This is a genomic window from Leucobacter chironomi DSM 19883 (assembly GCF_000421845.1).
GTDB classification, from domain to species: domain Bacteria; phylum Actinomycetota; class Actinomycetes; order Actinomycetales; family Microbacteriaceae; genus Leucobacter; species Leucobacter chironomi.
The window spans coordinates 212,649-239,056 of sequence record NZ_ATXU01000004.1 but is presented as its reverse complement, the minus strand read 5'-3'; the positions used below and the strand labels follow the sequence as shown (position 1 = coordinate 239,056).

The following is a 26,408-nucleotide window of genomic DNA, read 5'->3' as shown; positions in this document are numbered from 1 at the left end:
CGCGATCCCACCCGATGCGACCGGTTCACCGGCCGCTCACCACCAGTGGTTCGAGGTCCAGAAGGCGTAGGCGCCCGCCCAGCTGCCGTAGCGCCCCACGGCGTAGCCGTTCGCCCAGCGCAGGTTGTCGACGGGGTCATAACCGCTGCCCGGCACCTTGCTGCACGGATTGGCCTGGATCAGCCCGCAGGCACCCGAGCTGGCGTTCGTCGCGTTCGGATTCCAGCCGCTCTCCTTGGAGGCGATGTAGTCGACGTAGCCCCAATCGCTCTCGGCGATGCCTGCGGCAGCCATCCACTCGGCCGGCGAGCCGCCGCCGGTGTACTTGGGCGGCGCGGCCGCAGCCTTCGGCGATGCCTCGGCCTCGGCAGCCTTCTTCGCAGCTGCGGCCTCCTCCTCGGCCTTGACGCGCCGCTGCTCGTCCTGCGAGATCTCAGCCGGCACCTCGGCGTAGACCAGATCGGCCTCGGGCGCATCGTTCGGCACGAATTCCTGGTGGATCCGCTGCTGGAACGCCATCGACTCGGCATCTGCCGGTGCGCTCGGCATCGCGAGCGGGGCCACCACGGCGCCGCCGAAGATTCCGGCGACCGCGAGCACCGCGACCGGCACCTTGAAACGGGACCAGCGGGACACGGAGGCGGAGTTCACGGCAGACACAATGTAACGATTCTATCTCAGACAGTCGAGTCGTTCAACGAGAATGGTGGATTCGACGATGCAGACGCGCCGCATCACCGCGTGGCGAGGATCAGCTCGACCACCGAATCGAGCAGGGCATCCACCTGATCCTCATCGTAGCCGCGCCACTGCGAGTGGAAGACGACATCCCGCACCTCGGCCGGCGACAACCCGAGCTCGCGCCGCTCGAACATGTCGAAGACCCTGTCGAGAAACGCATCGACCTGCGAGCGCCGGTACCCGGTCGCAAAGAGGCCGCGACGGCGGAAACGCTTGCCGCGAGGCCGCTGCATGCGCCCCCGCACCTCGGAGAGCAGCTGACGGGTCTCATCCCACCAGGCCTCCTCGCCGTCCGCCCGCACACGGGCCCGCCGCTCACGCTCGAAGAAGACCTCCTCGAGACGATCCATCGCGGCGTCGACGTAGCGCGAGGCGTACCCGCCGCGCTTCACGGCGAAGGCGGTACGGCGCACCTCCTCGGCCGTCATCGCCGCCTCGCCCGAGCCCTCGTAGGTCGCGCGGGCTCGGTCGAGAAAGGCATCGACCTGCTCGGGCTGGTAGCCGAGCTGGGATCCGGACGCGGTGGGGAACGACGAGTGCACCGCACCATTCTTGCGGACCGTGCGAGCGGACGGCTGTGAAGGCCCTGTCATCACACCACTCCCAGCGCCAGTGCGACGCCGTAGACCCCGACGGCCGACGGCAGCAGCGAGTCGAGACGGTCGAGGAAGCCCCCGTGCCCCGGAATCCACGAGCTCATATCCTTCACTCCCAGGTTGCGTTTGATGAGCGATTCCGTGAGGTCGCCCATCGTCGCCGTGAGCAGCACGACGACGCCGAGGATGATCCCCACCCACCAGGGCTGCTGCAGTGCGAGCACCGACACCCCGACACCCGCCGCGGCTGCCACGATCGCGGCGCCGGCGAAACCCTCCCAGGTCTTGTTCGGGCTGATCCGCGGCGTCATCTTGTGCTTGCCGACCGTGACACCCGCCGCATACGCCCCGACATCGACCGAGACGACGACGAGCACGAGCGCGAACACCCACCACTCGCCCCCGTCGGCCGCCACGAGCAGCACCGCGAACGAGGCGAGGAAACCGACGTAGACCAGCGTGAAGAGCCCCGAGAAGACATCCCGCACCAGCGTGCGCCGCGGTGTCTCCCACGCCGGCACCAGCCCCTCGATCAGGCGCCACACGGTGAGCAGGGCAGATCCGGCGAACAGGCCGAGCAGCATGCCCTCGGCACCCCAGAAGTAGGCACCGCCTACCACGACGAGGCCGCCGAGCACCACGCCGATCCGCGGCACCCGACGACCGGCGACCCGGAACGCCGCAGCCAGCTCCACGAGAGCCACCGCCACGATCACCGCGACGAGCAGCACAAACACCTGCTTCACCAGCAGCAGACTCGCGAGGAAGACCCCCGCGAACACGAGGCCGGAGAGCACCGCGAAGAACAGGTTGCGGCCGGCCCGCGCCTCGATCCTGGCATTCGTCGCCTCGAGCTGCGCGCGCTTGCTCTCGAGCGCGCTGCGCAGCTCGTCACGCCTGTCAGAGCCGGTCATGAAGACTAGACCTCGAGCAGTTCGGCTTCTTTGCGCTTGAGCGCGTCATCGACCTGATCGATGAACTGCTTCGTCACCGACTCGAGCTCCTTCTCGGCGCGAGCCACCTCGTCCTCGCCGACCTCGCTCTTGAGCGCGTCGAGGTCGTCCTTGCCGCTGCGGCGCACATTGCGGATCGCCACACGCGCATCCTCGGCGCGCCCCTTGACGATCTTCACGAACTCCTTGCGGCGCTCCTCGGTGAGCTCGGGCAGCGAGACGCGGATCACGCTGCCGTCGTTGTTCGGGTTCGCACCGAGGTTCGGCATGTCGCGGATCGCCTGCTCGATGTCCTTCATCGCGCCCTTGTCGTAGGGCGTGATGAGCAGGCTGCGGGCGTCCTGATTCTGCACCGACGCGAGCTGCGACAGCGGGGTGGGGGTGCCGTAGTAGTCGACCTGCACGTTCTGCAGCAGCGAAGGGTTGGCGCGGCCGGTGCGCACCGTGGCGAAGCCCTCCTTCGCCGCCTCGACCGCTCGGGTCATGCGGTCCTTGACATCGACGAAGACCTCTTCGATCACGGTGCTCTCCTTCTGAAACCTACTGAAAACGCTCTGATACCAGCTTAGCGGTGCACCAGGGTGCCGAGCTGCTTGCCGCGGATCGCCTCGGTCACGTTGCCCGCCGGCTCCATGCCGAAGACGCGCATCGGCATGCCGTTGTCCATGCACAGGCTGAACGACGTCGAATCGACCACCTTGAGACCGCGCACGAGCGCGTCGTTGTAGGTGATCTCCTCGATGAGCGTCGCGTCAGGATCCTTGTTCGGATCCGCGGTGTAGACGCCGTCGACGCCGTTCTTCGCCACCAGCACCTCGTCGGCGTGGATCTCGAGCGCGCGCTGAGCCGCGACCGTGTCGGTCGAGAAGTACGGCAGGCCGGCTCCCGCTCCGAAGATCACCACGCGCCCCTTCTCGAGGTGGCGGATCGCGCGCAGCGGGATGTAGGTCTCGGCGACCTGGGTCATGGTGATGGCCGACTGCACCCGGCTGGACACCCCGGCCTGCTCGAGGAAGTCCTGCAGGGCGAGCGCGTTCATCACCGTGCCGAGCATGCCCATGTAGTCGGCCCGAGCCCGGTCCATGCCGCGCTGCGAGAGCTCGGCTCCGCGGAAGAAGTTGCCGCCTCCGACCACCACGGCCACCTCGGCGTCGTCCATCGCCGCAGCGATCTCACGAGCGATCTGACTGACCACATCGGGGTTCACCCCGAGCGTACCGCCGCCGAAGGCCTCCCCCGACAGCTTCAGCAGCACTCGGCGCTTGCGTGCGGTCTCGGTCATGGGGTACTCCTTCGCTCGGGTGGTCTGGTAGGTAGCTTATGGGGTTGCCGCTGTACGCAGCAGAAGGGCCCGGGTCGCAATGCGACCCGGGCCCCGGCAGACGCTTAGGCGCCGACCTTGCTGCGGGCGAACCCGGTGACGGTGATGCCGGCGGCCTCGGCGACCTTCTTCACCTCGCGCTTGTCGGCGTCGAGAGCGTGCACCTGCTCGTTGAGCGCGACCTGCTTGAAGAACGCGGTGAGACGACCCTCGACGATCTTCGGCAGAGCGGCCTCGGGCTTGCCCTCGTTCTTCGAGATCTCGGTGACGATCTCGCGCTCCTTCTCGACGTCGGCCTCGGGCACGTCCTCGCGGCTGAGGTACACGGGGTCGGCGAACGAGATGTGACGCGCGATGCTGAGAGCGGTCTCGGCGTCGTCGCCCTCGTAGCCCACGACCACACCGATCTGCGGGGGCAGATCCTTCGAGGTCTGGTGGAGGTAGATGGAGGTCGCGGGGGCCTCGACGCGCGAGACCTTGCGCAGCTCGATGCGCTCGCCGATGACGGCGGCCTCATCGGTGATGACATCGGCGACCGTGCGGCCGTCGGCGGGAGCCGCGAGGGCCTCCTCGACGTTCTTCGCACCGGCGGCGACCACGGCGTCGAGCACGCGATCGGCCAGAGCGAGGAACTTCTCGTTCTTCGCGACGAAGTCGGTCTCGCAGACGAGTTCGATCATCGTGGCGGCGCCGTCGCTCTGCTTGGCGGCGACGAGACCCTCGCTCGCCTCGCGGTCGCCGCGCTTGGCGACGCCCTTAAGGCCCTTGAGACGCAGGATCTCGATCGCCTTCTCGATGTCGCCATCGGCTTCGACGAGCGCGTTCTTGCTGTCGACCATGCCGGCGCCGAGGCGGTCGCGCAGCTCCTTCACAGCGGCCATGCTCACTGCAGCCATGTGTGACTCCTTCTTGTGTCGTCCTGCGCCCCGCGAGTGATCGCGGGGCGCAGGAACATCAAATCGTTGTGGTGTGGGCTTACTCGGCGGCGGGGGCCTCGGCTGCGGGAGCCTCCTCGGCGGGAGCCTCGGCAGCGGGGGCCTCCTCAGCGGGAGCTTCGGCGGTCTCGGCGGCGTCGGTGTTCAGCAGCTCGACCTCCCACTCGGCGAGGGGCTCGGCAGCGGCCTCAGCACCCTCGGCGGGCTTCTGGTGGCGCTCCATGAGGCCCTCGGCCACGGCGTCGGCGATCACTCGGGTGAGCAGCGCCACCGAGCGGATCGCGTCGTCGTTGCCCGGGATCGGGTAGGTGACCTCGTCGGGATCGCAGTTGGTGTCCAGGATCGCGATGACCGGGATGCCGAGCTTCTGCGCCTCGTCGATGGCGAGGTGCTCCTTCTTGGTGTCGACCACCCAGAGGGCGGACGGGGTCTTGCCCATGTTGCGGATGCCGCCGAGCGACTTCTGCAGCTTCTCGAGCTCGCGCTTCTTGAGCAGCAGCTCCTTCTTGGTGAAGCCGCTGGTGGTGCCCTCGAAGTCGAGCTGCTCGAGCTCCTTCATGCGCTCGAGGCGACCGGTGACGGTCTGGAAGTTGGTGAGGAGGCCGCCGAGCCAGCGCTGGTTCACGTAGGGCTGGTTCACGCGGGTCGCCTGCTCGGCGATGGCCTCCTGGGCCTGCTTCTTGGTGCCGACGAAGAGCACGTTGCCGCCGCGCGCGACGGTGTTCTTCACGAAGTCGTAGGCTGCATCGATGTAGCCGAGCGACTGCTGCAGGTCGATGATGTAGATGCCCGAGCGCTCGGTGAAGATGAAGCGCTTCATCTTCGGGTTCCAGCGGCGGGTCTGGTGCCCGAAGTGGACACCGCTGTCGAGCAGCTGACGCATGGTGACGACGGCCATTGCCGTTCTCCTGTTCTGCGCGCCCTGCGGGCACGCGCTTTGCGGTTGTCATCGGTCGCGGATGCGACCAGATCCTGGTGCCCCGGGCTCAGCCGCCCCGTGACGTGTGGAACACACGAACGGGGACCGTCGGCATCGCTCCGCTGTGCGGGCACGCGAAGTCATCTCTTTCGAGATGCGTCGTCCAGTGTAGCATCCGCGCTCCGCCGCACTTCGCTCACAGGCCGCCCGTTTCGCCGATTTCCTTTCTTCCATCCACAATCTGCAGATTCCGCCCGAATCGCCCCGCGCTCTGCCGCAGGCTGAGGGCAGGAGGCACCCATGAACACTTCGGCACACAACCAGGCGCTCGGCGCCCGCGGCGAGGCGATCGCGGCGGCGTTCCTCGAAGGGCGAGGCTTCGTGATCCTCGACCGCAACTGGCGCAACCGCTACGGCGAGCTCGACCTGATCGCCTACGACGGGCGAGCGCTCGTAGCCGTGGAGGTGAAGACCCGCAGCGGCGACGGCTACGGCAGCCCGCTCTCGGCCATCACCGCCCGCAAGGCCGGGCGACTCAGGCGACTGCTGCTCGACTGGGCGCGGGCCCACGGCACCCGCGCCCCCGAGCTGCGCATCGACGCCGTGGGCATCACCCTCTGCAACACCCAGGCGCCCCGCATCGACCATCTCCGGGGCATCCTGTGAGCCGCGCGGTCTGCCGCGCGGCGGCGATCACGCTCACGGGACTCGAGGGCACGGCGGTGATGGTCGAGGCCGCCGTCTCGCAGCAGCTTCCGGGAATGGCGATCATCGGTCTCCCCGATGCCTCGCTCGCCGAGGCGAAGCTGCGTGTGCGCTCCGCCACCGCGCAGCTCGGCATGCCCGTCTCAGAGCGCTTCGTGACGGTGAACCTGAGTCCGGCCTCGCTCCCGAAGCAGGGATCAGGCTTCGACCTCGCGATCGCCCTCGCCGCGCTGGCAGCGCTCGGGCATCTGCCGGCCGCCGAGCTCCCCCAGGTGGCTCACCTCGGCGAACTCGGGCTCGACGGTGAGCTGCGCAGACCCGCCGGGCTCCTCCCCGCGGCCGTCGCGGCGCGCTCCCTGGGCTTCCGCAGGGTCATGGTGCCCGAGGCGTGCAGTGCCGAAGCCGCGCTCGTGCCCGACCTCGAGGTGATCGCCATGCCCGATCTGGCCGCCGCAGTGGCCTGGTACCGAGGCGACCGCGCCGCCGAGCGCATCACGGCAGGGCACGGCGGCGAGCGCGGCCGTGAGCGCATCCGCGATCATCAGCTCGGCTCGCCGGGTTTCGACGACCCGATGCTCGACATCGCCGATGTGATCGGGCAGCCCGAGGCTGTGGAGGCGCTCACGGTCGCCGCTGCCGGACGGCACCACCTCTCGCTGCTCGGGCCGCCCGGGGCCGGGAAGACGCTGCTCGCCTCCCGGCTGCCCACGATCCTGCCCGATCTCACGGCCGACGAATCGCTCACCGCCAGCAGCATCGCCGCATTGGGCGGCGTGTCGCTCACCGCGCTCGTGCGGCGGCCCCCGATGGAGTCCCCGCACCACACGGCGTCGAAGGTGGCGGTGATCGGAGGCGGCGACAGCGGCGGGGTGCGGCCCGGCGCCATCACGCGGGCCTGCCACGGCGTGCTGTTCCTCGATGAGGCTCCCGAGTTCCCGAGTTCGGTGCTCGACGCGCTGCGCCAGCCGCTCGAGTCGGGGTGCATCGAGATCCACCGCGCACGCGTGCACACCGTACTGCCCGCGCGCACCCAGCTGGTGCTCGCGGCGAACCCCTGCCCCTGCGGCAACGCGGGCTCGCGCGACACCGCGGCAGAGTGCCGGTGCTCCCCCAGCAGGCGCGTGAAATACCTGCAGCGCATCTCGGGGCCACTCAACGACCGCATCGACCTGCGCCTCACGGTGCAGCGGGTGCCGAGCGCGCTGCTCGGCGACACCGGAGCCGCTCGTCCCTCCAGCGCCGAGCTTCGGCGGCGGGTGACTCGGGCGCGCGAGGCGGCGGCGGCCCGTCTGAGCGGCACGCCGTGGCACACGAACGCCGAGGTGCCGGGCAGCTGGCTGCGCGGGCCGACAGTGCGGTTGCCGCGGGCGGACACCGCGGTGCTGGATCGCGCCTATGCTCGGGGCGCCCTGACGCTGCGAGGCTACGACCGCGTACTGCGCGTGGCCTGGAGCATCGCCGACCTCGCGGGCCGGCAGCGCCCGGGGCGCGAGGAGATCGCACAGGCCCTCGCGATGCGGGGCGGTGATTCCCGATGAGCGGCGGAGAGTCGGAGGCCCGTCGGCTGCTCGGGGTCGACGGCGAGGTGCGCGAGCGGCTGGCCCGGCTGGAGCCCGCCCCGAATGGCGCGATGCGCGACCCCGGCGGTACGGGTGACACAGGTGACCCGGATGGATCCGGCGACGGGGATGGAGCCGACGACGGGGGCGCTGCCCTGTTCGCCCGCGTGGTGTGGGCGCGGCTCGTGGAGCCCGGCGACGCCATCGCGGGCGGCCTCGTGTCGGCGCTCGGCCCAGTGCGTGCGCTCGGACTGCTGCTCGGGGGCGTCGAGGCCGGGCGCGCCCGCGAGGAGGCGCTCGCGGACGGCGGGGTCGAACTGGATTCCGCAGCGATGTCGAAGGCGTTCGCGCGCTGGCGGCTGCGACTCGACCGCGCGGCGAGCCTCGGCGATCTCGAGCGCGGCATCGATGCGGGAATGCGGCTCGTCGCGCCGGGGTCCGCGTACTGGCCGAGCGCGCTCGACGACCTCGGCGAGCACACCCCGCTGCTGCTCTGGGCGCGGGGTGAACTCGCCGCACTCTCGGCATTCTCGGTCGCGGTGGTGGGCGCTCGAGCCTGCACGGGCTACGGGGCCGGCGTCACCGCCGAGCTCACCGAGGCCCTGTGCGCGGCCGGTGCGGCGATCGTCTCGGGGGCCGCCTACGGCATCGACGCCGTCGCGCACCGTACCGCGCTCGCCCTCGATTCCCCCACCGTCGCGGTGCTCGCGGGCGGAGCCGACCGGGTCTACCCGAGCTCGCACGGCCCGCTGCTGGCCCGCATCGCCGAGACGGGGGCCGTCTGCTCCGAGATGGTACCGGGAGCCGCCCCCACCCGATGGCGGTTCCTGCAGCGGAATCGAACCATCGCCGCACTCGCTCGGGCCACGCTCGTCACCGAGGCCGGGGTACGGTCGGGCTCCCTCAACACAGCCGGGCACGCGGCCGCGCTCGGGCGTCCGCTCGGAGCCGTGCCCGGCCCCATCACCAGCTCCGCCTCGGCGGGGTGCCATCGGCTGATCCGCGACTACGACGCGACCCTCGTGACGAGCGGCACGGAACTTCTTGAACTGCTTGGCGTGTCCCCGAACATGCTCGATCTCCCGGAGACCGATGAACGTGAGCTCTCCCTCCACGTGCGCGTCATCGACGCTCTCCCTCTCAGAGGCAGTCGTTCACTCGAAGAACTCGCAACGGTCGCAGGCATCGACCCCCATCGAATCCAGGGCGTGCTGGCAGAGCTCGAACTGCTCGGGCGAGTGCGCTGCCACGACGACGCGACGAACGGGAGACGGTACTCACTCGCACACTCAGTGCGGTAGCGCCTGGTGCGCGACACGATGCAGCCGGGAGTCCCGCGCCCCGAGCTCTGAGCCCTGAGCCCTGAGCCCTGACCCGATGGCGAGGAGCGATGGTCGCACGGCGAGCGGCCGCCGGCTTAGACCGGTGTACCCCGGTTGCTGACAGGCAGCTGCTGCATGAGGCGGCCGTCCTGCTCGCGTCGGCGGCACTGCTCAAGCAGCGGAAGCGCCAGCTCGGGATCTTTGCGGAACCGCTCGGACTCGTCGTCGTTGAGGGCGTAGTACTCCTCGTAGTCGACGAGGCCTGTCGACACCGGGAACGAAAGGTATTTGAGGCCGTACATGATCTCCGCGCCCAGCGAGAAGCGATGCTCGTACGAGTCGTAGAGATCCTCGAACATCGTCTCCGGCTCGTCGTCCTCGATCCTCGCCGAATAGTCGGGGTCGAGGAAATGGGCGAGCTGCTGCCGTTCCCTGTCACCGAGCTCTTCGCTCACCCCGAATGCTATGCGCGCCGCCGATGCTGGATCGTTGCGATCAAACCTCGGCTCAGGAGCTTCATCGTCGTCGTCGGGCTCGCCGCTCCAGAAGTTCCTTGTTGCGCTGTGCACTCCCCAGGAGCGCCACTCGAACCCGAGTCGCTTCGCGAACGGATCCACCACCAAGGCCACAGTGTCGTCATCGAGCTGCGTCCGCGACGCGAGAGCGAACACAGCAGACGCCAGCAGCGAGGTGAAGCTCCCCATTGTCATTCGCTCGGCAGTCGTGGTGGGCTGCGGGAGCTTCGCCCGCACGTCCCTCTCGAGGCCGCGAACAGCAGACGCTACGGCCGCGTAGTGCGAGGCAGACCGAGGGACGTCCAGGATCCGCAAACTCGCATCGCGGACCTCCTGCCCGCGAGAGCCCACGACGACCGGCTCGATGTCCTCGGCGCTCAGGTTCCGCGCCGCGTCGATGAAGCGGATCACTTGGTCCTCGTTGCCTCCGAGCCTGCTGCGCATAATAGGGATCCTAGTGCGCTGCTCGCGGCGAGGAGAAAGGTGCAGGGTCTCGCTGACCAGCATCGCACCTCGACCGGCCCCTGACGCGCTGCATCCGCCGGTGAACGGCTGCAGCACTCCCGCCTCGGCGGGGTGCCATCGGCTGATCCGCGACTATGACGCCGGGCTGGAATTCCTCGGAACGGCGGAGTGCCGCGAAACGCCGGATGGATCCGCCCTTCGGCAGGCGCTGCAGCGGCGAGAATGAAGGTATGGAGTTGGCGGCGGCGATCGAGGGATTCATCGCCGCGGTGCGCCTCGAGTACGGCTACTCCGAGCACACGGTACGCGCCTACGAGCGCGACCTGCGCAGCTTCTGCGATTTCGCCGAGCAGTCCGGTGCCACCACGCTCGCCGCATGCGACCTCGAGCTCATGCGCGGATGGCTCTGGCAGCGGCAGCAGCACGGACTCGCCCCGAGCACGCTCGCCCGCAACGTGGCAACGCTCAAGTCGTTCGGCTCGTGGCTGGAGCGGCGCCGTCTCGTTCCCGGCAGCCCGGCCTCGCGCCTGCGCGCGCCAAAGAGCCGGCGCGAACTCCCCCGGGTGCTCGCCGATGAGCAAATCACCCGTATCCTCGACCGCGCCGCCCGGCTCGCCGAGAGCGGCGATCCCGACCAGCTGCGCAACCGCGCCGTGCTCGAACTGCTCTACGCGTCCGCCTTGCGGGTCTCCGAGCTCTGCGCACTCGATCTCGACGGCATCGACCGGCGCGAACGCACCGTGCGGGTGCTCGGCAAGGGCGGCAAGGAGCGCGTGGTGCCGCTCGGTGGACCGGCGGCGAGCGCCCTCGGCGCGTATCTGGAGGCTGGGCGACCGGCGCTCGCGCTACGCGCCGAGCAGCCCGACGCCGCTGCGTGCTTCCTCGGCCGACGAGGCGCACGGCTCGGCACCAACGCCGTCTACCGCCTGGTGGCACGCGAGCTCGAACGCGAACCCGGGGGCGGTCCCCGCGGCCCCCACACTCTGCGGCACACCGCCGCCACTCACCTGCTGAATGGCGGAGCCGATCTGCGCGTGGTGCAGGAGATGCTCGGCCACGCGAGCCTCGCCAGCACCCAGGTCTACACCCACGTCTCCACGGAGCGGCTCGCTGAGAGCTACCGGCAGGCCCACCCGCGCGCCTGAACCGCACGGCGTCGATGCGGGACCGCACCGCGCAGCGCCGCTCCCACGGGTTGCGACCACAAGCCCGCCCGGGTCGTCGAGGAGCGGATCACCTCATCGCTCGATCACCAGGGCAGTAGTTGCGGGCGGCTGCGGAAGTACCGCAGCGGATTCACATACTCGCCACTCACCCGCACCCCCAGGTGCACACACTCCTCCAGGCAGTGACCGCTTCCCGCCACCTCGCCGAGCAGGTCGCCGGCCGCCACCGCGTCTCCCGCCGCAAGCCGGCTGCGCACGGGCTCCAGGGAGTAAACGACGCCCTCGCTCGCTCGCACCGAGACCACAGGCCGGTCCACCACCGTGCCTGCGAAGGTGACCGTTCCGGAGGTGGGCGCCACCACCGTCGTCCCTCCTGCGGCGGCGAGATCGATCCCCCGGTGGCCCGAGCCGTAGCGATGTGGTGGGGGTCGGTACGGACCCGTCACATCGAGGGACCCGAAGGGCGGAATCCAGAGCGTCGGCGGTCTCTCGGCGGCGAGCGCTGCAAGGGCCACCGCCGAGGGCTTCGCGGGCTCCGGAGCAGGCTCCAGCGGCCTCGCGGCCACCGGGATAGGCTCCGCCGCCCGCACGTTCCGGGCGGCGGGTGCACCCTCATCTGAGATGGCCGCGACCGCGGGTGCCGCCCCAGCCGCACCCGTGCTCGCCGGGAGCACGAGCAGTGTGAGCAGGACGGCGGCGACGCGAGCGGAAGGAGTCATGCTCCGACTCTCGCATCGCACGACGGCGGGCGGGGCGGGATCCCGTGATCTGTGGAGAACCCGACCGCCGAGGCCTCATCTGCGCGGATGTGAGCGGAGTCCCGCTCAACAACGACTGCTACTCGTCGAGCGACAGCTCCTGCGGCAGCTTGAACTCGCGGGCGGAGAGCTCTTCGACGTTCACGTCTTTGAAGGTGAGCACCCGCACCGACTTCACGAAGCGGTCGGAACGGTACACGTCCCACACCCAGACATCGTTCATCGACAGCTCGAAGTAGAAATCGCTGCCGGCGTCCTGCCGCTTGAGGTCGACCTCGTTGGCCAGGTAGAAACGGCGCTCGGTCTCGACGACATAGCGGAACTGGCTGGCGATGTCTCGGTACTCGCGGAACAGCGACAGCTCGGCCTCGCGCTCGTAATCGTCTAGCTCGTCCTCGTTCATCCCCACTATCCTACGCGGTATTGGCAGGAGCCCCGATCCCGATCCGCGATGGGCGCGCCCGGATTGACTTATTCGAACATATGTTCGAATATTGCTGCATGAATCCCGCCGCGACCGTCCGTTCGCTGCAGCAGCGCATCACCGAGATGCAGCCCCTGCGGCTCGACGATCGCGCACTCCCCACCTCGCCCGGGTTGCGCCCGCTGCTGCCGGGCGGGGCTCTGCGCAAGGGGGCGAGCTATGCGGTGCACGGCTCGATGCAACTCGCGCTCGCGCTGCTGGCCGAGGCCTCCTCGGCCGGCTCATGGTGCGGGGTGATCGGCTGTCCCGCCTTCGGCGCCGAGGCTGCCGCCGCGCTGGGTGTTGCGCTCGATCGCTGCGTGCTCGTGCCCAGCCCGGGCTCTGACGCCCTGGGCATCGCCGGCGCGCTGAGCGAGGTGCTCACCATGGTGCTGCTGCGCCCGCCGGCGCGAGTGCGGCCAGGCGAGGTCGAGCGGATCTCGGCCCGGCTGCGCGAGCACGGCTCCGCGCTGGTCGCGGTGGGCGACTGGCCCCGCCCCGAGAGCACGCTCCGGGTGACGGAGTCGCGGTGGCGCGGACTCGGCGAGGGGCACGGCCTGCTCGACGAGCGCGAGCTCACCGTGCAGACCCTCGATCGGCGAGGCACGGCGCGGCACACCGTGCGCTTCGCGGGCGGCGCCGTAGCGGATCCCGCCGTCTCCGAGATCCGCAGGCTGGTGCCGCGATGAGTACCGCGGTCGATCGCGCGGCGCCGAGCGCCGCGGAGCGGATCATCGTCTTCTGGGTGCCCGACTGGCCGGTGCACGCCTATCTGCGCGAATTGCAGGGCGCCGGGGAGGATCCGCCCGACTCCCCCACCATCGCGCTGATCGCGAACCGGCAGGTGATCGCGTGCTCGGAGGCCGCGCGCGCGGAGGGGGTGCGGGTCGGACTGCGGGAGACGGAAGCCCAGTCCCGCTGTCCGTCACTCGCGGTCCCGCCGCACGATGCCGAGGTCGACGAGCGCCGTTTCGCTCCCGTGCTCGCCGCGATCGAACGACTCATCCCAGGAGTCGAGCCGCTGCGGGCGGGGCTCTGCGCCATGCGCGCCCGCGGCCCGGCGCGATACTACGGGGGCGAGCAGCGCGCCGCCGCAGCGCTCCTGGGCCTCGCCGCGGAGCTGGGTCTGCCGGGGGCGAGGATCGGGATCGCCGACGGCCGCTTCGCCGCGGAGCAGGCCGCGCGTGCGGCCTCCAGCGACCCCGGGATCCTGGCCCCGTCCGAGGGCGTGCGCATCGTGCCCGCGGAAGCCGCAGCCGCGTTCCTCAGCGACCTCCCCGTGGCCCGAGCCGCCGATCCCGCCTTCGCCGAGGTGCTGCACGGCCTCGGCATTCGCACCCTGGGGGCGCTGGCGGCGCTTCCCGAAGATGCAGTGCGGCAGCGGTTCGGGCCGCAGGGCGTCGCGGCCCACCGGCGAGCCTCGGCATCCGGCCCGCAGCATGGCTCCGAGGTGCGTCCGCGCACGCCGGTGCGCGAGCTCTCGGTGGAGCTCGCGCTCGAGCCCCCGGTCGAGAGCGCCGAGCAGCTGGCCTTCGCGTGCATGGCCCTCGCCGAGCGCTTCATCTCAGGGCTCGCCGAGGACCGCCTCGTCTGCACCGCGCTGCGCGTCGAGCTCACCGACGACATCGGCGTCCGGCACGAGCGGGTGTGGGCCCACCCGCATCGCTTCACCGCGGCCGACGCCGTCAATCGGGTGCGCTGGCAGGTCGCCGCGATGCCGACGGCGCCCGAAGGCTCGGAACACGGCCGGGAAGGTGCAGGGATCGGCCACGTACGCCTGTCACCGGTCCACACCGACCGCGCCGCTGCGCACGAGCCGGGGCTCTGGAGCACCGAGCCGGACACCCGAGTGCACCACCATCTCAGCAGGGTGCAGAGCCGGCTCGGGCACACGAGCGTGGGCACAGTCGGGCTCATCGGCGGCCGTCTGCTCGCCGACCGGCAGAGCTTCGTGCCGTGGAGCACCGGTCGCATGGGGCGGCGCGGGGCGCGCGGATCCGCCGCCGGGCCCTGGCCCGGTTCGATCCCGGGGCCGGTGCCGAGCCTCGTCTTCCCCGATCCGCTCCCCGCCGAGCTTCTCGACAGCGCGGGGGGCGTCGTGGGCGTCGACGAGGAGGAACTGCTCACCGGCCGGCCCGCACAGCTGCGGGTGAACAGCACCCCATTCACAGCTCCGGTCTGCGGCTGGTCGCCGATCTGGCCTCTGCGAGAGCAGTGGTGGCGAGGGGCCGCCGTGCGCTTCAGGCTGCAACTGCAGCTCGCCGACGGCGATGCCTGGCTGCTGCTGCACGAGGCCGGGCACTGGCGCGCCGAAGGGAAGTACGACTGATGAAGTGGCACAACTCTCCGCTGTCCTGGCAGGAGTTCGAACGGCGACTCTCCGGCAGAGCCCCAGCAGCACTGCCGCCCGCCAAGACCGCCGCGCTGCCGCCCGCCGAGACCGTCGGGCGCCAGCGCGCCGAGACCGGAAGCCGTGATGACCCGGCGCACGCGCACCACACGGAACACGTTCAGAACGCCGAACGCCCGCAGAGCGCGGAGCGCCCGGAAACGGTGGACTCCGCTGAAAACACAACGCCAGCGCAGCGAGCCGCAGCACCAGCACAGAGAACCGCAGCACCAGCGCAGAGAACCGCAGAGGCCGCCGTGCCGTATGCCGAGCTGCACGCGCACTCCCACTACAGCTTCCTCGACGGCTCGTCGTCGCCGGAGCAACTCGTCGAGGAGGCTGCGCGGCTCGAGCTCACGGGCCTCGCGATCACCGATCACGACGGCCTCTACGGCGCGGCACGATTCGCGGAGGCTGCCGAAACGCAGACCCGGAAAGACGCCGCGGAGCGGGCGGAAGAGGCGGCGCAGCCCGAGCAGCCGGAACAACCGGAGCGACCCCCGCTCCTCACCGTCTACGGCGCCGAACTCTCCCTGGGGCTCGATGTGCCACAGCTCGGGGTCGCCGACCCTGTCGGCTCCCACCTGCTGGTACTCGCCCGCGGCCCGGAGGGGTATCACCGGCTCGCCGGCGCGATCACGGAGGCGCAGCTGGCTGGTGGCGAGAAAGGCCGGCCCGTCTACGATTTGGAGGCGCTCGCCGAGGCGGGGCGCGGCCACTGGGCGATCCTCACCGGCTGCCGCAAGGGGGCCGTGCGCCGTGCGCTCGGACCCGAACAGGCGGGGAGCCCGTCACGCGAACTCGGCGACACGGCGGCCCTGGCAGAGCTCGACCGGCTCACCGCCCTCTTCGGCGCCGACAGCGTGTACGTCGAGCTGACGCACCACGGACACCCCGGCGACGATCCCCGGAACGACAGACTCGCGGGCCTGGCCGCGCAGCGCGGCCTCCCCACGATCGTCACGGGCAACGTGCACTACGCCTCCCGCACCCACGCCCCCCTCGCCGAAGCGATGGCCTCGGTCCGAGCACGACGCAGCCTCGACGAACTCGATCCGCACCTCCCCGCCACCGGAGCCGCCCACCTGCGCAGCGGAGCCGCGATGATGCGCCGTTTCGCCCGTCACGCCGACGCCGTCGCGCGCACCGTGCCGCTCGCGCGAGAGCTCGCGTTCCCGCTCAGAGCCGCGCGCCCGAAGCTCCCCAGACTCGACGTGCCCGAGGGCCGCACCCAGATGAGCTGGCTGCGCAGTCTCGTGTGGGCGGGAGCCGAGCGCCGCTACGGAGTTTCCATCCCCACCGGGCACCGCGACCGGATCGAGCAGGAGCTCGCCGTGATCGAGCAGAAGGACTTCCCGGGCTACTTCCTCATCGTGCACGACCTCGTGCGCGAGGCGCGCGAGCGCGGCATCCTGTGCCAGGGGCGCGGATCGGCTGCGAACTCCGCCGTCTGCTACGTGCTGGGCATCACCGCGGTCGACGCCATCTACTACCGCTTGCCGTTCGAGCGCTTCCTGTCGAGCCTGCGCGACGAAGAGCCCGACATCGACGTCGATTTCGACTCCGAGCGCCGCGAAGAGATCATCCAGTACGTCTACGAGAAGTACGGCAGGCGCAACGCGGCGCAGGTCGCGAACGTCATCAGCTACCGCCCCAAGGCCGCGATCCGCGACGCCGCCAAGGCTCTGGGCTACAGCGCGGGCCAGCAGCGCGCCTGGACCAAGGGCCTGGAACGGTGGAGCGGCATCGACGACGATCCCGAGAGCCCGATCCCGGCCCCCGTGCAGCAGCTGGCCCGGCAGTTCATGCGAGCACCGCGCCACCTCGGCATCCACTCGGGAGGCATGGTGCTGACGGAGCGCCCCGTAGGCGAGGTCTGCCCCATCGAGCACGCCCGTATGACGGGGCGCACGGTGCTGCAGTGGGACAAGGACAGCTGCGAGACGATGGGCCTCGTCAAATTCGACCTGCTCGGCCTCGGCATGCTGAGCGCCCTGCAGAAGACGATGGACATCGTCGAGGCGAGCACTGGCGAGCGCTGGACCTTCGACACCATTCCCAAGGAAGAGCCCGGCGTCTACGACATGCTGTGCCGCGCCGACGCCGTCGGCGTGTTCCAGGTGGAGAGCCGCGCGCAGCTCAACACCCTGCCGCGACTGCTGCCCCGCAGCTTCTACGATCTCGTCATCGAGATCGCGCTCATCCGTCCCGGCCCGATCCAGGGCGGGGCGGTGCACCCCTATCTGCGACGCAGGAACGGCCAGGAGCCGGTGAACTACCCGCATCCGAAGCTCGTCCCGGTGCTCGAGCGCACGCTGGGCGTGCCCATCTTCCAGGAGCAGCTCATGCAGATGGCCATCGCCATCGGCAACTGCTCGGGCGAAGACGCCGACCTGCTGCGGCGCTCCATGGGTTCGAAGCGCGGGCAGGAGCGCATGGACAGCCTGAAAGCGAAGCTCTTCGCGGGGATGCGCAAGAACGGCATCGGCGACGACGATGCGCAGCGCCTCTACGAGCAGATCGAAGCCTTCGCCAGTTTCGGCTTCGCCGAGAGCCATTCGCTCAGCTTCGCGCTGCTGGTCTACGTCAGCTCGTGGTTCAAACTGCACTACCCCGCGGCCTTCCTCGCGGGTCTGCTGCGCTCGCAGCCCATGGGGTTCTACTCCTCCCGCGAACTCGTGCAGGATGCGCGGCGGCACGGGGTCGCAGTGCTGCCGCCCGATGTGCAGCGTTCGGATGCCCAGGCCGACCTCGAACGGCTGCCCCGCTCGGGCACCGCCCGCAACGCTGGATCCAGCACCGGCTCCGGCTCCGAGGCCTGCCTCGCGCACTCGCAGCCCCCGGTGGGCGCCTTCGTCCCGGGATCGCCCGACACGAGCGGCACCCACCGCCGCGACGGCGCCTTCGCGGTGCGCCTCGGCCTCACCGGGATCCGGGGCATCGAGACCGAAGCAGCCGAGCGCATCGCCCGCGCCCGCGAGCAGGCCCCCTTCGCCGACCTCGCCGATCTCGCCAGACGGGCGGATCTCGACCACGGCAGGATCGAGGCGCTGGCCTCCGCCGGCGCGTGCGAGAGCCTCGGCATCGGCCGCCGGGAGGCGCTCTGGGCGGCTGCGCCGGCCGCCGACAACCGGGAGCGGTTCCTGCCGGGCATCGCCGTACACGTGCAGCCGCCGCTGTTGCCCGTGCTCAATCCCGCCGAGCAGACCGCACTCGACATGTGGAGCACCGGCATCCCGCTCGCGATGCACCCGCTCGAACTGCTGCGCGACTCGCTCGATGCGCGCGGCGTGGTGCGCTCGGATCGGGTACGGCTCACCCGTCCGGGATCGCTCGTCGAGGTGGCGGGCCTCGTGACCCACCGCCAGCGGCCGGGCACTGCTGGCGGCATCGTCTTCGTAACACTGGAAGACGAGGCGGGCAGCGTCAACGTCGTGACCTGGCGCGACGTCTGGCTGCGCAACCGCCTCGTGGCGCGCTCCGCTCCGGCACTCGTGATCCGCGGCATGGTCGAACGCTCCCCCGAGGGGGTGATCAACGTCATCGCGGAGGCGTTCGAGCCGCTCGCGGCGCCCGCCGGCGTCACATCCCGGGATTTCAGGTAGCCGCGTGCCCGGTGACCGCGCAGGCGCCAGGGCACCGGCTATGCTGACGGCGTGCACACGTCAACGGCCCTCCTCACCGACCACTACGAGCTCACGATGGTCGATGCCGCGCTGCAGGCCGGCACCGCCCACCGCGGCAGCGTCTTCGAGCTCTTCGCCCGGCGCCTCTCGGGCGCGCGCCGCTACGGCGTGGTCGCCGGGACCGGTCGCCTGCTCGACGCCATCGAACGATTCCGCTTCACCGACACCGAGCTCGACTTCCTGCGCGAGCGGCGGATCGTGAGCCCCGCCACCCTCGACTGGCTGAGCGATTTCCGCTTCTCCGGCGACATCTGGGGCTATCCGGAGGGCGAGGTCTTCTTCCCCGGCTCCCCCGTCATCACCGTCGAGTCGAGCTTCGCCGAGGGCGTCCTGCTCGAAACCCTCGCTCTGAGCATCCTCAACGCCGACTCCGCGGTCGCCACGGCGGCGTCCCGCATGAGCCACGCCTCCGCGGGTAAACCGCTCGCAGAGATGGGGTCCCGGCGCACCGGCGAGTACAGCGCCGTCGCCGCGGCCCGATCCGCCTATCTCGCAGGGTTCAGCGCCACCTCCAATCTCGAGGCAGGGCGCAGCTACGGCATCCCCACGATGGGCACGGCCGCCCACAGCTTCACTCTGCTGCACGACAGCGAACGGCAGGCCTTCGAAGCGCAGATCGCGGCTCTCGGCACCGACACGACGCTGCTCGTCGACACCTACGACATCGAGCAGGGCGTGCGCACCGCCATCGAGGTCGCGGGCCCCGAGCTCGGCGCCGTGCGCATCGACTCCGGCGATCTGCCGGTCGTCGTCGCGCAGGTGCGCCGACTGCTCGATGAGCTGGGCGCCACGCGCACCCGCATCACGGTGACGAACGACCTCGACGAACACACGGTCGCCGCCCTCGCCGCTGCACCCGTCGACAGCTTCGGCGTCGGCACATCGGTCGTGATCGGATCCGGCACCCCCACGATGGGCATGGTCTACAAGCTCGTGGCGCATGAGAACGAGTCGGGCGAGTGGATCGCGGTCGCGAAGAAGTCGGCGGAGAAGGCTTCCGTGGGCGGCCGCAAGAGCGTGCGCCGCCGCTACGACTCGCGCGGCACCGCCACCGCCGAACTCATCCTGCTCGGCGACGGCCCGGGCGGCGAGCCCGAGGGCGAAGAGCTCGCGGGCACCACGCGCGAAGTGCTCGCACCGCTCGTGCGGTCGGGCGAGATCCTGGCCGAGCACGCCGGGGCCGAGGGGCTGGCCGCCGCACGCGAGCGGCACCGCGCCCGCGTCGCCGAGCTGCCGCCGGTCGCGCTGAGCCTCACCCGGGGCGACCCCGCGATCCCCACCGAGTACCGCTGACACGCGCAGCAGGCCGCCGATATCCGCGATACCGGCGGCCTGCTGCTGGTCAGCGCAGAATCAACGCCAGCGACAGCGCAGAATCAACGCCAGCGCAGAGCCAGCGTCGACTCAGCATGGATACCAACGCGCGCGAGCGTCACTTCTTCATGCGCTCGTAGACCTTCTTGCAGTCGGGGCAGACCGGGAACTTCTCAGGATCGCGCGAGGGCGTCCATTTCTTGCCGCAGAGCGCGCGCACCGGCTTGCCGGTCACTGCCGACTCGAGGATCTTGTCCTTGGGCACGTAGTGGGAGAAGCGCTCGTGGTCGCCGTCCTCGATCTGCGAGTCTTCCAGCAGCTTCTCGAGCTCGCGGTCGAGCACGTCGGTGCCCCCGCCCACGGTCTCCGGATCACGACGTGAGAAAATACCCATGCCCCGATTGTACCTCGGGGCTTCCCAGCGCGTCAGTCGAAGATCTGGGTGACGGCGATGAGTTCGGGGCCGCTGCGATCGAAGAGTCGGCCGCCGATCACCACACCGAGCAGTAGCACGACGACGCCGTAGCCGACGCCGAAGCCGAGCGCCCACATGTTGCTCCCGAACTCGACGTTCACGATCGCGATGATCGCGTACCAGACGGGCGCCACGGCGAGCAGCAGGGCCAGGATCATCGAGAGCGTCTGCGCGAGGCCCGACCCCGATCCCGACCACTGGGGCTGCGAGAAGGGGCTGTCGCCGGGCCGGGTCGCCGGGTACGGCATGAGCACGGAGAAGACGCTCGACACCGCGCAGGCGACCAGCAGCACCGAGATGTTCATGCCGATCACGGCGGGCAGCACCCGCCACTCGCCGAGGATCGTCACGGTGATGCTGGATCCGATGAGCGCGAGCGGCAGGCCGATCATGAGCACCGGAGCGAGCCTTCCCGCGCGGTCGGCCCGGCCGCGGATGCCGCTGGCCACGTGCTCCCAGATGGCCGTCGAGTCCATGGAGACGTCGTTGTGCTGCGACCAGCCCAGCAGGAACAGGATCACCGGAAGCGGCACGAGCGAGAGCGGCCGCAGGTCGGCCCCGGCGACGGCGAAGGCGACGAGCATCACGACGGGTGCGATCGGGATCGCGAACAGCGCGACGCGGTAGCGGGGGTCCCGCGCCCAGTAGGTGAGCTGGCGCGCGGCGATGACCTGCGCGGGCCGCGCAGCGAAGCGCTCGAACCAGCCGAGGCCGGCGCGTGCCGCATCGGGGGCCACCGGGCGGTCGACGCGCTGGTTGGAGAAGCGTACGAGTGGGAACCAGGCCAGCAGCAGGGCGAGGATCGCGGCGGCCACGACCGCGAGGTGCAGCAGGGCGCCGCCCTGCTCGCCCGACGCAGCGAGCGTCACCGCGCCGAAGGGCGCGCCGAACGGCGTCCACGCCGCAGCGGCCGCGGTGCTCGCAGCAGCCGCGGATCCCTCGGCCCCGAATGCGGTCGCCGCGGCGAACACCGCGACCGGCAGGAAGGCGACGAGCAGCACCACGCCCACGGTGCGGATCGTGCCGGCGTTGCGGGCGCCCGCGAGCAGCTTCGAGAGGGCCGACACCACGCGCACGCCGCAGAGTGCGAGAATCGCGGCGAGCACCAGGGCGACGGGCGCGATCCAGCCGGCTTGCGCCCACTCGGGCCGCAGCACGACGAGCGCCGTGAACCAGGTGAGCAGCAGCAGGAAGGGCCACGTCACGATCGAGGTGACGAGCAGCGAGACGCCGATCGCGCCGGCCCCGACTGGGAACTGGGCGAACTGACGCGGTTCGAGGTTGCGCCGGTTCTCGAAGAACGGCACCACGAACACGCCGCCCAGCACGATGGTGCCGATGATGACGTCGACGATGGCGCGCTCCTGCCCCACGGGCAGGAGGCGAGCGGGCACCACGGCGAGCAGCACCGCGGCCGAAGCGAGCAGGACGTAGAGCAGTGCGGTGCGCAGGCCCTTCGCCACCGAGCCCCGGAACGCGCCGCCGAGCAGCGCTACTCGGAGTCGGAAGAGCCGTGCAACCATTCGAGCCCCTTCCTGGCGTCGCTCGTGCCGGTCAGCTTCGTGAAGCGCTCTTCGAGGCTCAGGCCGTCGCGCACCGCGTCGACGGTGCCCTGCGCGATGACGCTGCCGTCGACGATGATCGAGACGTGATCGCAGACCCGCTGGATCAGGTCGAGGCTGTGGCTCGACATCACCACGCTGCCGCCGCCGGAGACGAACTTCTCGAGGATCTCGGTGACGTTCGACGCCGAGACGGGGTCGATCGCTTCGAAGGGCTCGTCGAGCACGAGCACCTCGGGGGCGTGGATCATGGAACAGGCGAGCGCGATCTTCTTCTGCATGCCCGCCGAGTAGTCGGAGACGAGGCGACCGAGCGCCGACTCGAGGCCGAACGCCTCGGCGAGCTCCGTCGAGCGCTGCGCGACGACGCCCTCCTCGACGCCGTGCAGCACGCCGCAGTAGTAGAGCAGCTGCGCGCCGGTGAGGCGGTCGAACAGGCGCAGCCGATCCGGCAGCGTGCCGATGAGACGCTTCGCAGCCGGGCCATCGCTCCACACGTCGACGTCGCGCACGCTCACCCGGCCCGACGTGGGGCGCAGCAGGCCGCTGATCATCGAGAGCGTGGTGGTCTTGCCCGCGCCGTTGGGGCCGACGACCCCGGTGAAGGAGCCTGCGTGCACCTCGATCGACACCTCGTTGGCGGCGACGAGCGAGCCGTAGGTCTTGGTGAGCATCTCGGTGCGCAGCACGATGGGGTTCTGCTCGGCCAGTCGACCGCGCTCCCTCGCGCGCACGACGGAGGGCACCGGCACCTGGATACGGCCCGTGCGGGGTGCTGATCCGGGCTCCGACGGTGCGGGCTCCTCAGCGGATCGGGCGGGTGCGGGCCCGCCCCCGGCCTCGCCCGCCCGGCTCGGACGCACCCGGGGGGATCCGGCAGCCGTGCTCGCCTCTGCCGTGGGATCCTCGTCCTGGACGCCGGCCTCATCGCTGTCCGCCAAAACCGGTCCGCTCGACCTCGAGCTCTCTGCTGGCTCGAAAACAGGCTCGGTCGAAGGCGATACGGGCGGCACATGTCTAATTTATCAAATCCTCGCCGCGGGGGCGCGCGCCCTCGCCGGGCGGCGGAATAGGCGCGAGCGGAACATCTCAGCAGCCTCCGCTGCCGACGGCTCAGGGAAAACCGGGCAGAATGGCTGTGTGACGTTTTCCTCCGAGTCCCGGTCGGCGCGCAGGCGTGCGTGGTCGTCGCTGTGGCTGCTGACCCGGCGCGACCTCAAGGTGCGCTACTCCACCTCGCTGCTGGGTTATCTGTGGTCGATCCTCGATCCGCTGCTGATGAGCCTCATCTACTGGTTCATCTTCACGCAGGTCTTCAGCCGCTCGGTCGGCGAGGCGCCCTACATCGTCTTCCTGCTCACGGCGCTGCTGCCCTGGGTCTGGTTCAACGGCGCGGTGTCGGATTCGACGCGCGCCTTCCTGCGCGATGTGAAGCTGGTGCGCTCGGTGGCTCTGCCGCGCTGGATCTGGGTGGGGCGCATCGTCTGCTCGAAGGGCGTCGAGTTCCTGCTGAGCCTGCCGGTGCTCGTCGCGTTCGCGATCGCCACCGGCGCCACCGTGGGCTGGCAGCTCGTGCTGTTCCCCCTGGCCGTGCTGATGCTCGCAACGCTCACACTCGGGATCGGACTGCTCGTCGCCCCGCTCGTCGTGTTCTTCCGCGATTTCGAACGGGCCACGAAGCTGATCCTGCGCGTGCTCTTCTACGCCTCCCCGATCATCTACGGCGCCGCCGACCTGCCCGAGTTCGCCCGCCCGCTCGCGTGGCTCAACCCGCTCTCGGGAATCTTCGCGCTGTTCCGCGCCGGGTTCTTCCCCGATCAGCTCGATTGGGCGCTCGTCGGCGCCTCCGCCCTGGGCACGCTGGTCTTCCTCGCCGTCGGCGTGCTCGTGTTCCGACGCTCCACCGGCGGCGTCCTGAAGGAGCTGTGACCGATGTCCAAACTCGATGAGACCACCGGGTGCGACAGCTCCTCCGAGGCGTCGCCCATCATCTCCGTGCGGGGCCTCGGCGTGCGCTTTCGGCGCAACAAGGGCTCCCGCCGCAGCTTCAAGGATCTCTTCTCCGGCCGGTCCCGCCGCAATCGCCCCGGCGAGTTCTGGGCGCTGCGCGACGTGTCGTTCGAGGTGCGCCCGGGCGAGGCGATCGGCGTCGTCGGCCGCAACGGCCAGGGCAAGTCGACGCTGCTCAAGCTCGTCGCCGGTGTGCTGCTGCCCGACGAGGGCTCGGTGACCGTGCACGGCGGCGTGGCACCGCTCATCGAGATCACGGGCGGTTTCGTCGGCGACCTCACCGTGCGCGACAACGTCACGCTCGCGGCCGGCCTGCACGGGCTCAGCCGCCAGGAGATCGCGGGGCGCTTCGACGACATCATCGACTTCGCCGGTGCCGAAGACGTGATCGACACTCCTTTCAAGCACCTCTCGAGCGGCATGAAAGTGCGCGTCGCGTTCTCAGTGGTCTCGCAGCTCGACGAGCCGGTGCTGCTCGTCGATGAGGTGCTCGCGGTGGGCGACCGCGCGTTCCGGGCGAAGTGCTACCGGCGCATCGAAGAGTTGCTCGCGCAGGGCAAGACGCTCTTCCTCGTCTCCCACAAGGAGGGCGACCTGCGGCGCTTCTGCACCCGCGGGCTCTACCTCGACCGGGGCCGGCTCGCGCTCGACGCGCCGATCGACGAAGTGCTGGATCGCTACAACAGCGACCATCCCGTGAACGACTAGCCGCGCACGTTCACGAGCAGGCCGCGGCTCGCCGCGAGCCCGCTTCTGCCGAGATCCGGCACGGCGGGCGTCCCGCCCGCCACGGGGCGATTCCAGGCCGCGAGAAGGCGGCCGAATCGTTCAATACGCCGCCTCATCTCCGCGCCTAGCATCTGAACCATGAAGAGCGACGCGAAGATCGAGAAGTTCCTGACATCCCTCGAAGAGCAGGCGGACGGGCGCCACGCGATCATCGTCAGGCTCCGCGGACTCGTCACGAACGGCTACCCCGACGCGGAGGAGACGTTCCAATACGGAGGCCTGCTCTACAAAGACGGACCGTTTCTCTACGCCGGCATTTTCGCTCGCAAGGAGTACGTCACCCTGGAGCTCGGCGGAGCCGCCCGCATCGAAGACCCCTACGGGTTCCTGGCCGGTCAGGGAGGCGCGGAGGGCCGGAAGCATCTGAGACTCTCCGCGCTCGAAGAGATCGAGTCTCGACATGTGGCCGAGTATCTGGCGCTGGTCTGGGAAGCCCGCTAGTCCCTGCGCCGGGCCCGGAACCGGGCCGGATCCGCTCTGCTACGCCGCGGACTGCCGCTCCCGCCACGCGTCGGCCTCCGCCAGCAGCCCCTCGATCGCCTCGTGGAAGCGCCGCGTCGGGGCACCGGGCGAGGTGTCGCCGAAGTAGCGCTCAGACCAAGTGCCCAGGCGCTCACGGGCGGCATCGTCGCCGATGACCCGGTCGAGCACGGCCGCGATGTCACCGGTCTCATTCGCGTCGAGCCACTCGCACACGCTCAGATAGCCGCCCTCGTCGACCTCGGCCTCGGGGGCGACCGGGCGGGTCACCATGAGCGGCTTGCCGGTGGCGAGCCGATCGTAGACCATCGCGGAGATGTCGCAGATCGCCACGTCCGGCAGGCTCAGCTGCCAGCCCAGCGCCGGAGAGGTGTCGTACACGTGCTGAGCCGAGGGATCGTGCTGGTTCGCCTCGCGCAGCATCTCGATGATGCGCTCGTTCGCGGCGCCGAACGCCGCGTCGACGACGCCGCTGCGCGGGTGCGGACGGTAGACGACTCGGTGCCGGCCGGTTGCGATCAGCTCGCGCACGAGGGTCTCGCCGTGGGTCGCCACGGATCCGTAGCACGCGGCGGGCCGGTCCCCCTCCCAGGTGGGAGCGTAGAACACGACGGTGCGGTCGTCGGGAGCGAAGGGCGGAGTGCCCCCGAGATGATCGGCCTGCGGGCGCCCGATCGCGATGGTGCGGCGCTCCACGTCGTAGTCCCAGAGAGTCCTCGACAGCCGGGCCCGGGCGGCGTCGCCCGCGACCAGCGCACGATCGTACGCCTTGTGCTGGTTGCTCGTCATGTACATCTTGTCGCTCTCGCCGTGATTGATGAACACGTGCCAGCGACGGCCGTAGCGCATCATCTGGAAGTTGCGGGTGTTCTGATTCACGTAGAGGATCACGTCGAGCGGCTGCTCCTCGACAAGGCGCTCGATGTCGGTGACCTTCTGCACGAACGCGACGTCGAGGCCGCTCTCCGCGATGAGCTGCCGCGCGCCGGCCGCGTTGCGGGCGAGCACCAGGACGGGCCAGCGCTTCGACAGCTCCTGCAGCGGCGCGTACCACTGCCGCATCTGGTAGATATTGACGTCGCTGTCGGCGAAGTAGACGCCGACGCGGAAACGCTGCTCGGGCAGCGGGCCCCGCTGCTGCAGCTGCTCCTTCAGCTCGAAGTAGGCCCGCCGACCCTTCAGCACCCGCTTCGCCAGTCGCACCGCGCGTTTCGCATCGTTCGCCAATTGCATCCCTCCAGAATATCGTCAGTCGCCGTGAAGCCCCTGCTCGCGAGCCTGTGGG

General features: G+C 70.2%; 26 protein-coding genes. 11 read left to right on the top strand and 15 right to left on the bottom strand.

The annotated features are described in order from the left end of the window. Nucleotides 1–36 precede the first annotated feature (36 nt). The 7 genes from H629_RS0106165 to rpsB form a co-directional block, all read right to left on the bottom strand. A complete protein-coding gene (locus H629_RS0106165) occupies nt 37–660 on the bottom strand; it encodes an aggregation-promoting factor C-terminal-like domain-containing protein (RefSeq protein ID WP_240471058.1) in 624 nt (207 codons plus the stop codon). A 74-nt stretch (nt 661–734) separates the two neighbouring features. Next, nucleotides 735–1,283: a DivIVA domain-containing protein gene (locus tag H629_RS0106160; RefSeq protein ID WP_029746644.1), complete on the bottom strand. Its 549-nt coding sequence runs from the start codon at nt 1,281–1,283 to the stop codon at nt 735–737. Between the two features lie 50 nt (nt 1,284–1,333). Further along, complete coding sequence (locus tag H629_RS0106155; RefSeq protein ID WP_024356422.1) at nt 1,334–2,251, bottom strand: phosphatidate cytidylyltransferase; 918 nt, start codon at nt 2,249–2,251, stop codon at nt 1,334–1,336. A 5-nt stretch (nt 2,252–2,256) separates the two neighbouring features. Continuing rightward, nucleotides 2,257–2,775, bottom strand: a complete 519-nt coding sequence (gene frr / locus H629_RS0106150; RefSeq protein ID WP_420835246.1) for a ribosome recycling factor — start codon at nt 2,773–2,775, stop codon at nt 2,257–2,259. An 80-nt stretch (nt 2,776–2,855) separates the two neighbouring features. Then, on the bottom strand, nt 2,856–3,572 hold the full coding sequence (gene pyrH, locus H629_RS0106145; RefSeq protein WP_024356420.1) for a UMP kinase: 717 nt from the start codon (nt 3,570–3,572) through the stop codon (nt 2,856–2,858). Nucleotides 3,573–3,676: 104 nt separating this feature from the next. After that, the gene (gene tsf / locus H629_RS0106140) at nt 3,677–4,507 is read right to left on the bottom strand and encodes a translation elongation factor Ts (RefSeq protein WP_024356419.1); all 831 of its coding nucleotides are present in this window, start codon (nt 4,505–4,507) and stop codon (nt 3,677–3,679) included. Between the two features lie 79 nt (nt 4,508–4,586). After that, nucleotides 4,587–5,444 carry a 30S ribosomal protein S2 gene (rpsB, locus tag H629_RS0106135; RefSeq protein WP_024356418.1) on the bottom strand — a complete coding sequence of 286 codons (858 nt, stop codon included), beginning with the start codon at nt 5,442–5,444 and terminating at the stop codon, nt 4,587–4,589. A gap of 321 nt (nt 5,445–5,765) precedes the next feature. Here rpsB and H629_RS0106125 point away from each other — a divergent pair, with 321 nt between their 5' ends. The 3 genes from H629_RS0106125 to dprA are packed head-to-tail and all read left to right on the top strand — an operon-like array spanning nt 5,766 to nt 9,030. Continuing rightward, complete coding sequence (locus H629_RS0106125) at nt 5,766–6,131, top strand: YraN family protein (protein ID WP_024356417.1); 366 nt, start codon at nt 5,766–5,768, stop codon at nt 6,129–6,131. Continuing rightward, nucleotides 6,128–7,708: a YifB family Mg chelatase-like AAA ATPase gene (locus H629_RS0106120; RefSeq protein WP_024356416.1), complete on the top strand. Its 1,581-nt coding sequence runs from the start codon at nt 6,128–6,130 to the stop codon at nt 7,706–7,708. The genes H629_RS0106125 and H629_RS0106120 overlap by 4 nt, the downstream gene beginning before the upstream one ends. Further along, complete coding sequence (dprA, locus tag H629_RS0106115) at nt 7,705–9,030, top strand: DNA-processing protein DprA (RefSeq protein WP_024356415.1); 1,326 nt, start codon at nt 7,705–7,707, stop codon at nt 9,028–9,030. The genes H629_RS0106120 and dprA overlap by 4 nt, the downstream gene beginning before the upstream one ends. 116 nt (nt 9,031–9,146) lie before the next feature. On the opposite strand, the gene H629_RS15555 is transcribed toward dprA, so the two are convergent. Then, nucleotides 9,147–10,010 carry a hypothetical protein gene (locus H629_RS15555; RefSeq protein WP_205618689.1) on the bottom strand — a complete coding sequence of 288 codons (864 nt, stop codon included), beginning with the start codon at nt 10,008–10,010 and terminating at the stop codon, nt 9,147–9,149. 251 nt (nt 10,011–10,261) lie between these two features. Between H629_RS15555 and H629_RS0106105 the strand changes: the two genes are divergently transcribed. After that, a complete protein-coding gene (locus tag H629_RS0106105; RefSeq protein ID WP_024356413.1) occupies nt 10,262–11,176 on the top strand; it encodes a tyrosine recombinase XerC in 915 nt (304 codons plus the stop codon). 104 nt (nt 11,177–11,280) lie between these two features. Here H629_RS0106105 and H629_RS0106100 read toward each other — a convergent pair whose 3' ends face one another. Together H629_RS0106100 and H629_RS0106095 are read right to left on the bottom strand one after the other, a co-directional pair. Next, nucleotides 11,281–11,916, bottom strand: a complete 636-nt coding sequence (locus H629_RS0106100; RefSeq protein WP_024356412.1) for a M23 family metallopeptidase — start codon at nt 11,914–11,916, stop codon at nt 11,281–11,283. Nucleotides 11,917–12,034: 118 nt separating this feature from the next. Then, nucleotides 12,035–12,358 carry a DUF2469 domain-containing protein gene (locus tag H629_RS0106095; protein ID WP_024356411.1) on the bottom strand — a complete coding sequence of 108 codons (324 nt, stop codon included), beginning with the start codon at nt 12,356–12,358 and terminating at the stop codon, nt 12,035–12,037. Between the two features lie 98 nt (nt 12,359–12,456). Between H629_RS0106095 and H629_RS0106090 the strand changes: the two genes are divergently transcribed. The 4 genes from H629_RS0106090 to H629_RS0106075 are packed head-to-tail and all read left to right on the top strand — an operon-like array spanning nt 12,457 to nt 19,786. Further along, on the top strand, nt 12,457–13,107 hold the full coding sequence (locus tag H629_RS0106090) for a hypothetical protein (RefSeq protein ID WP_024356410.1): 651 nt from the start codon (nt 12,457–12,459) through the stop codon (nt 13,105–13,107). Continuing rightward, on the top strand, nt 13,104–14,747 hold the full coding sequence (locus tag H629_RS0106085; RefSeq protein WP_024356409.1) for a DNA polymerase Y family protein: 1,644 nt from the start codon (nt 13,104–13,106) through the stop codon (nt 14,745–14,747). Before H629_RS0106090 ends, H629_RS0106085 begins: the two co-directional genes overlap by 4 nt. After that, entirely contained in the window at nt 14,747–18,412 is a 3,666-nt protein-coding gene (locus H629_RS0106080; protein WP_024356408.1) for an error-prone DNA polymerase, read from the top strand. The genes H629_RS0106085 and H629_RS0106080 overlap by 1 nt, the downstream gene beginning before the upstream one ends. 51 nt (nt 18,413–18,463) lie before the next feature. After that, nucleotides 18,464–19,786 carry a nicotinate phosphoribosyltransferase gene (locus H629_RS0106075; protein WP_024356407.1) on the top strand — a complete coding sequence of 441 codons (1,323 nt, stop codon included), beginning with the start codon at nt 18,464–18,466 and terminating at the stop codon, nt 19,784–19,786. Between the two features lie 139 nt (nt 19,787–19,925). On the opposite strand, the gene H629_RS0106070 is transcribed toward H629_RS0106075, so the two are convergent. Genes H629_RS0106070 through H629_RS0106060 form a run of 3 tightly spaced genes read right to left on the bottom strand, consistent with a single transcriptional unit; the run spans nt 19,926 to nt 22,785 of the window. Continuing rightward, nucleotides 19,926–20,201 (bottom strand): DUF3039 domain-containing protein, encoded by a 276-nt coding sequence (locus tag H629_RS0106070; RefSeq protein WP_024356406.1) that lies wholly within the window; start codon nt 20,199–20,201, stop codon nt 19,926–19,928. Nucleotides 20,202–20,233: 32 nt separating this feature from the next. Further along, nucleotides 20,234–21,805 carry a hypothetical protein gene (locus H629_RS0106065; RefSeq protein WP_024356405.1) on the bottom strand — a complete coding sequence of 524 codons (1,572 nt, stop codon included), beginning with the start codon at nt 21,803–21,805 and terminating at the stop codon, nt 20,234–20,236. Further along, nucleotides 21,775–22,785 (bottom strand): ABC transporter ATP-binding protein, encoded by a 1,011-nt coding sequence (locus tag H629_RS0106060; RefSeq protein ID WP_029746640.1) that lies wholly within the window; start codon nt 22,783–22,785, stop codon nt 21,775–21,777. Before H629_RS0106060 ends, H629_RS0106065 begins: the two co-directional genes overlap by 31 nt. Before the next feature lie 199 nt (nt 22,786–22,984). Here H629_RS0106060 and H629_RS0106055 point away from each other — a divergent pair, with 199 nt between their 5' ends. Then, complete coding sequence (locus H629_RS0106055; RefSeq protein ID WP_024356403.1) at nt 22,985–23,773, top strand: ABC transporter permease; 789 nt, start codon at nt 22,985–22,987, stop codon at nt 23,771–23,773. A 3-nt stretch (nt 23,774–23,776) separates the two neighbouring features. Then, the gene (locus tag H629_RS0106050; protein WP_024356402.1) at nt 23,777–24,562 is read left to right on the top strand and encodes an ABC transporter ATP-binding protein; all 786 of its coding nucleotides are present in this window, start codon (nt 23,777–23,779) and stop codon (nt 24,560–24,562) included. Here the strand turns inward: H629_RS0106050 and H629_RS15370 are convergent. Continuing rightward, entirely contained in the window at nt 24,559–24,699 is a 141-nt protein-coding gene (locus tag H629_RS15370; protein WP_161607984.1) for a hypothetical protein, read from the bottom strand. The genes H629_RS0106050 and H629_RS15370 overlap by 4 nt on opposite strands. Before the next feature lie 22 nt (nt 24,700–24,721). Between H629_RS15370 and H629_RS14485 the strand changes: the two genes are divergently transcribed. Continuing rightward, nucleotides 24,722–25,084: a DUF1801 domain-containing protein gene (locus H629_RS14485; protein WP_024356401.1), complete on the top strand. Its 363-nt coding sequence runs from the start codon at nt 24,722–24,724 to the stop codon at nt 25,082–25,084. A 39-nt stretch (nt 25,085–25,123) separates the two neighbouring features. Here H629_RS14485 and H629_RS0106035 read toward each other — a convergent pair whose 3' ends face one another. Beyond that, a complete protein-coding gene (locus H629_RS0106035) occupies nt 25,124–26,356 on the bottom strand; it encodes a hypothetical protein (protein ID WP_024356400.1) in 1,233 nt (410 codons plus the stop codon). Nucleotides 26,357–26,408 lie beyond the last annotated feature (52 nt).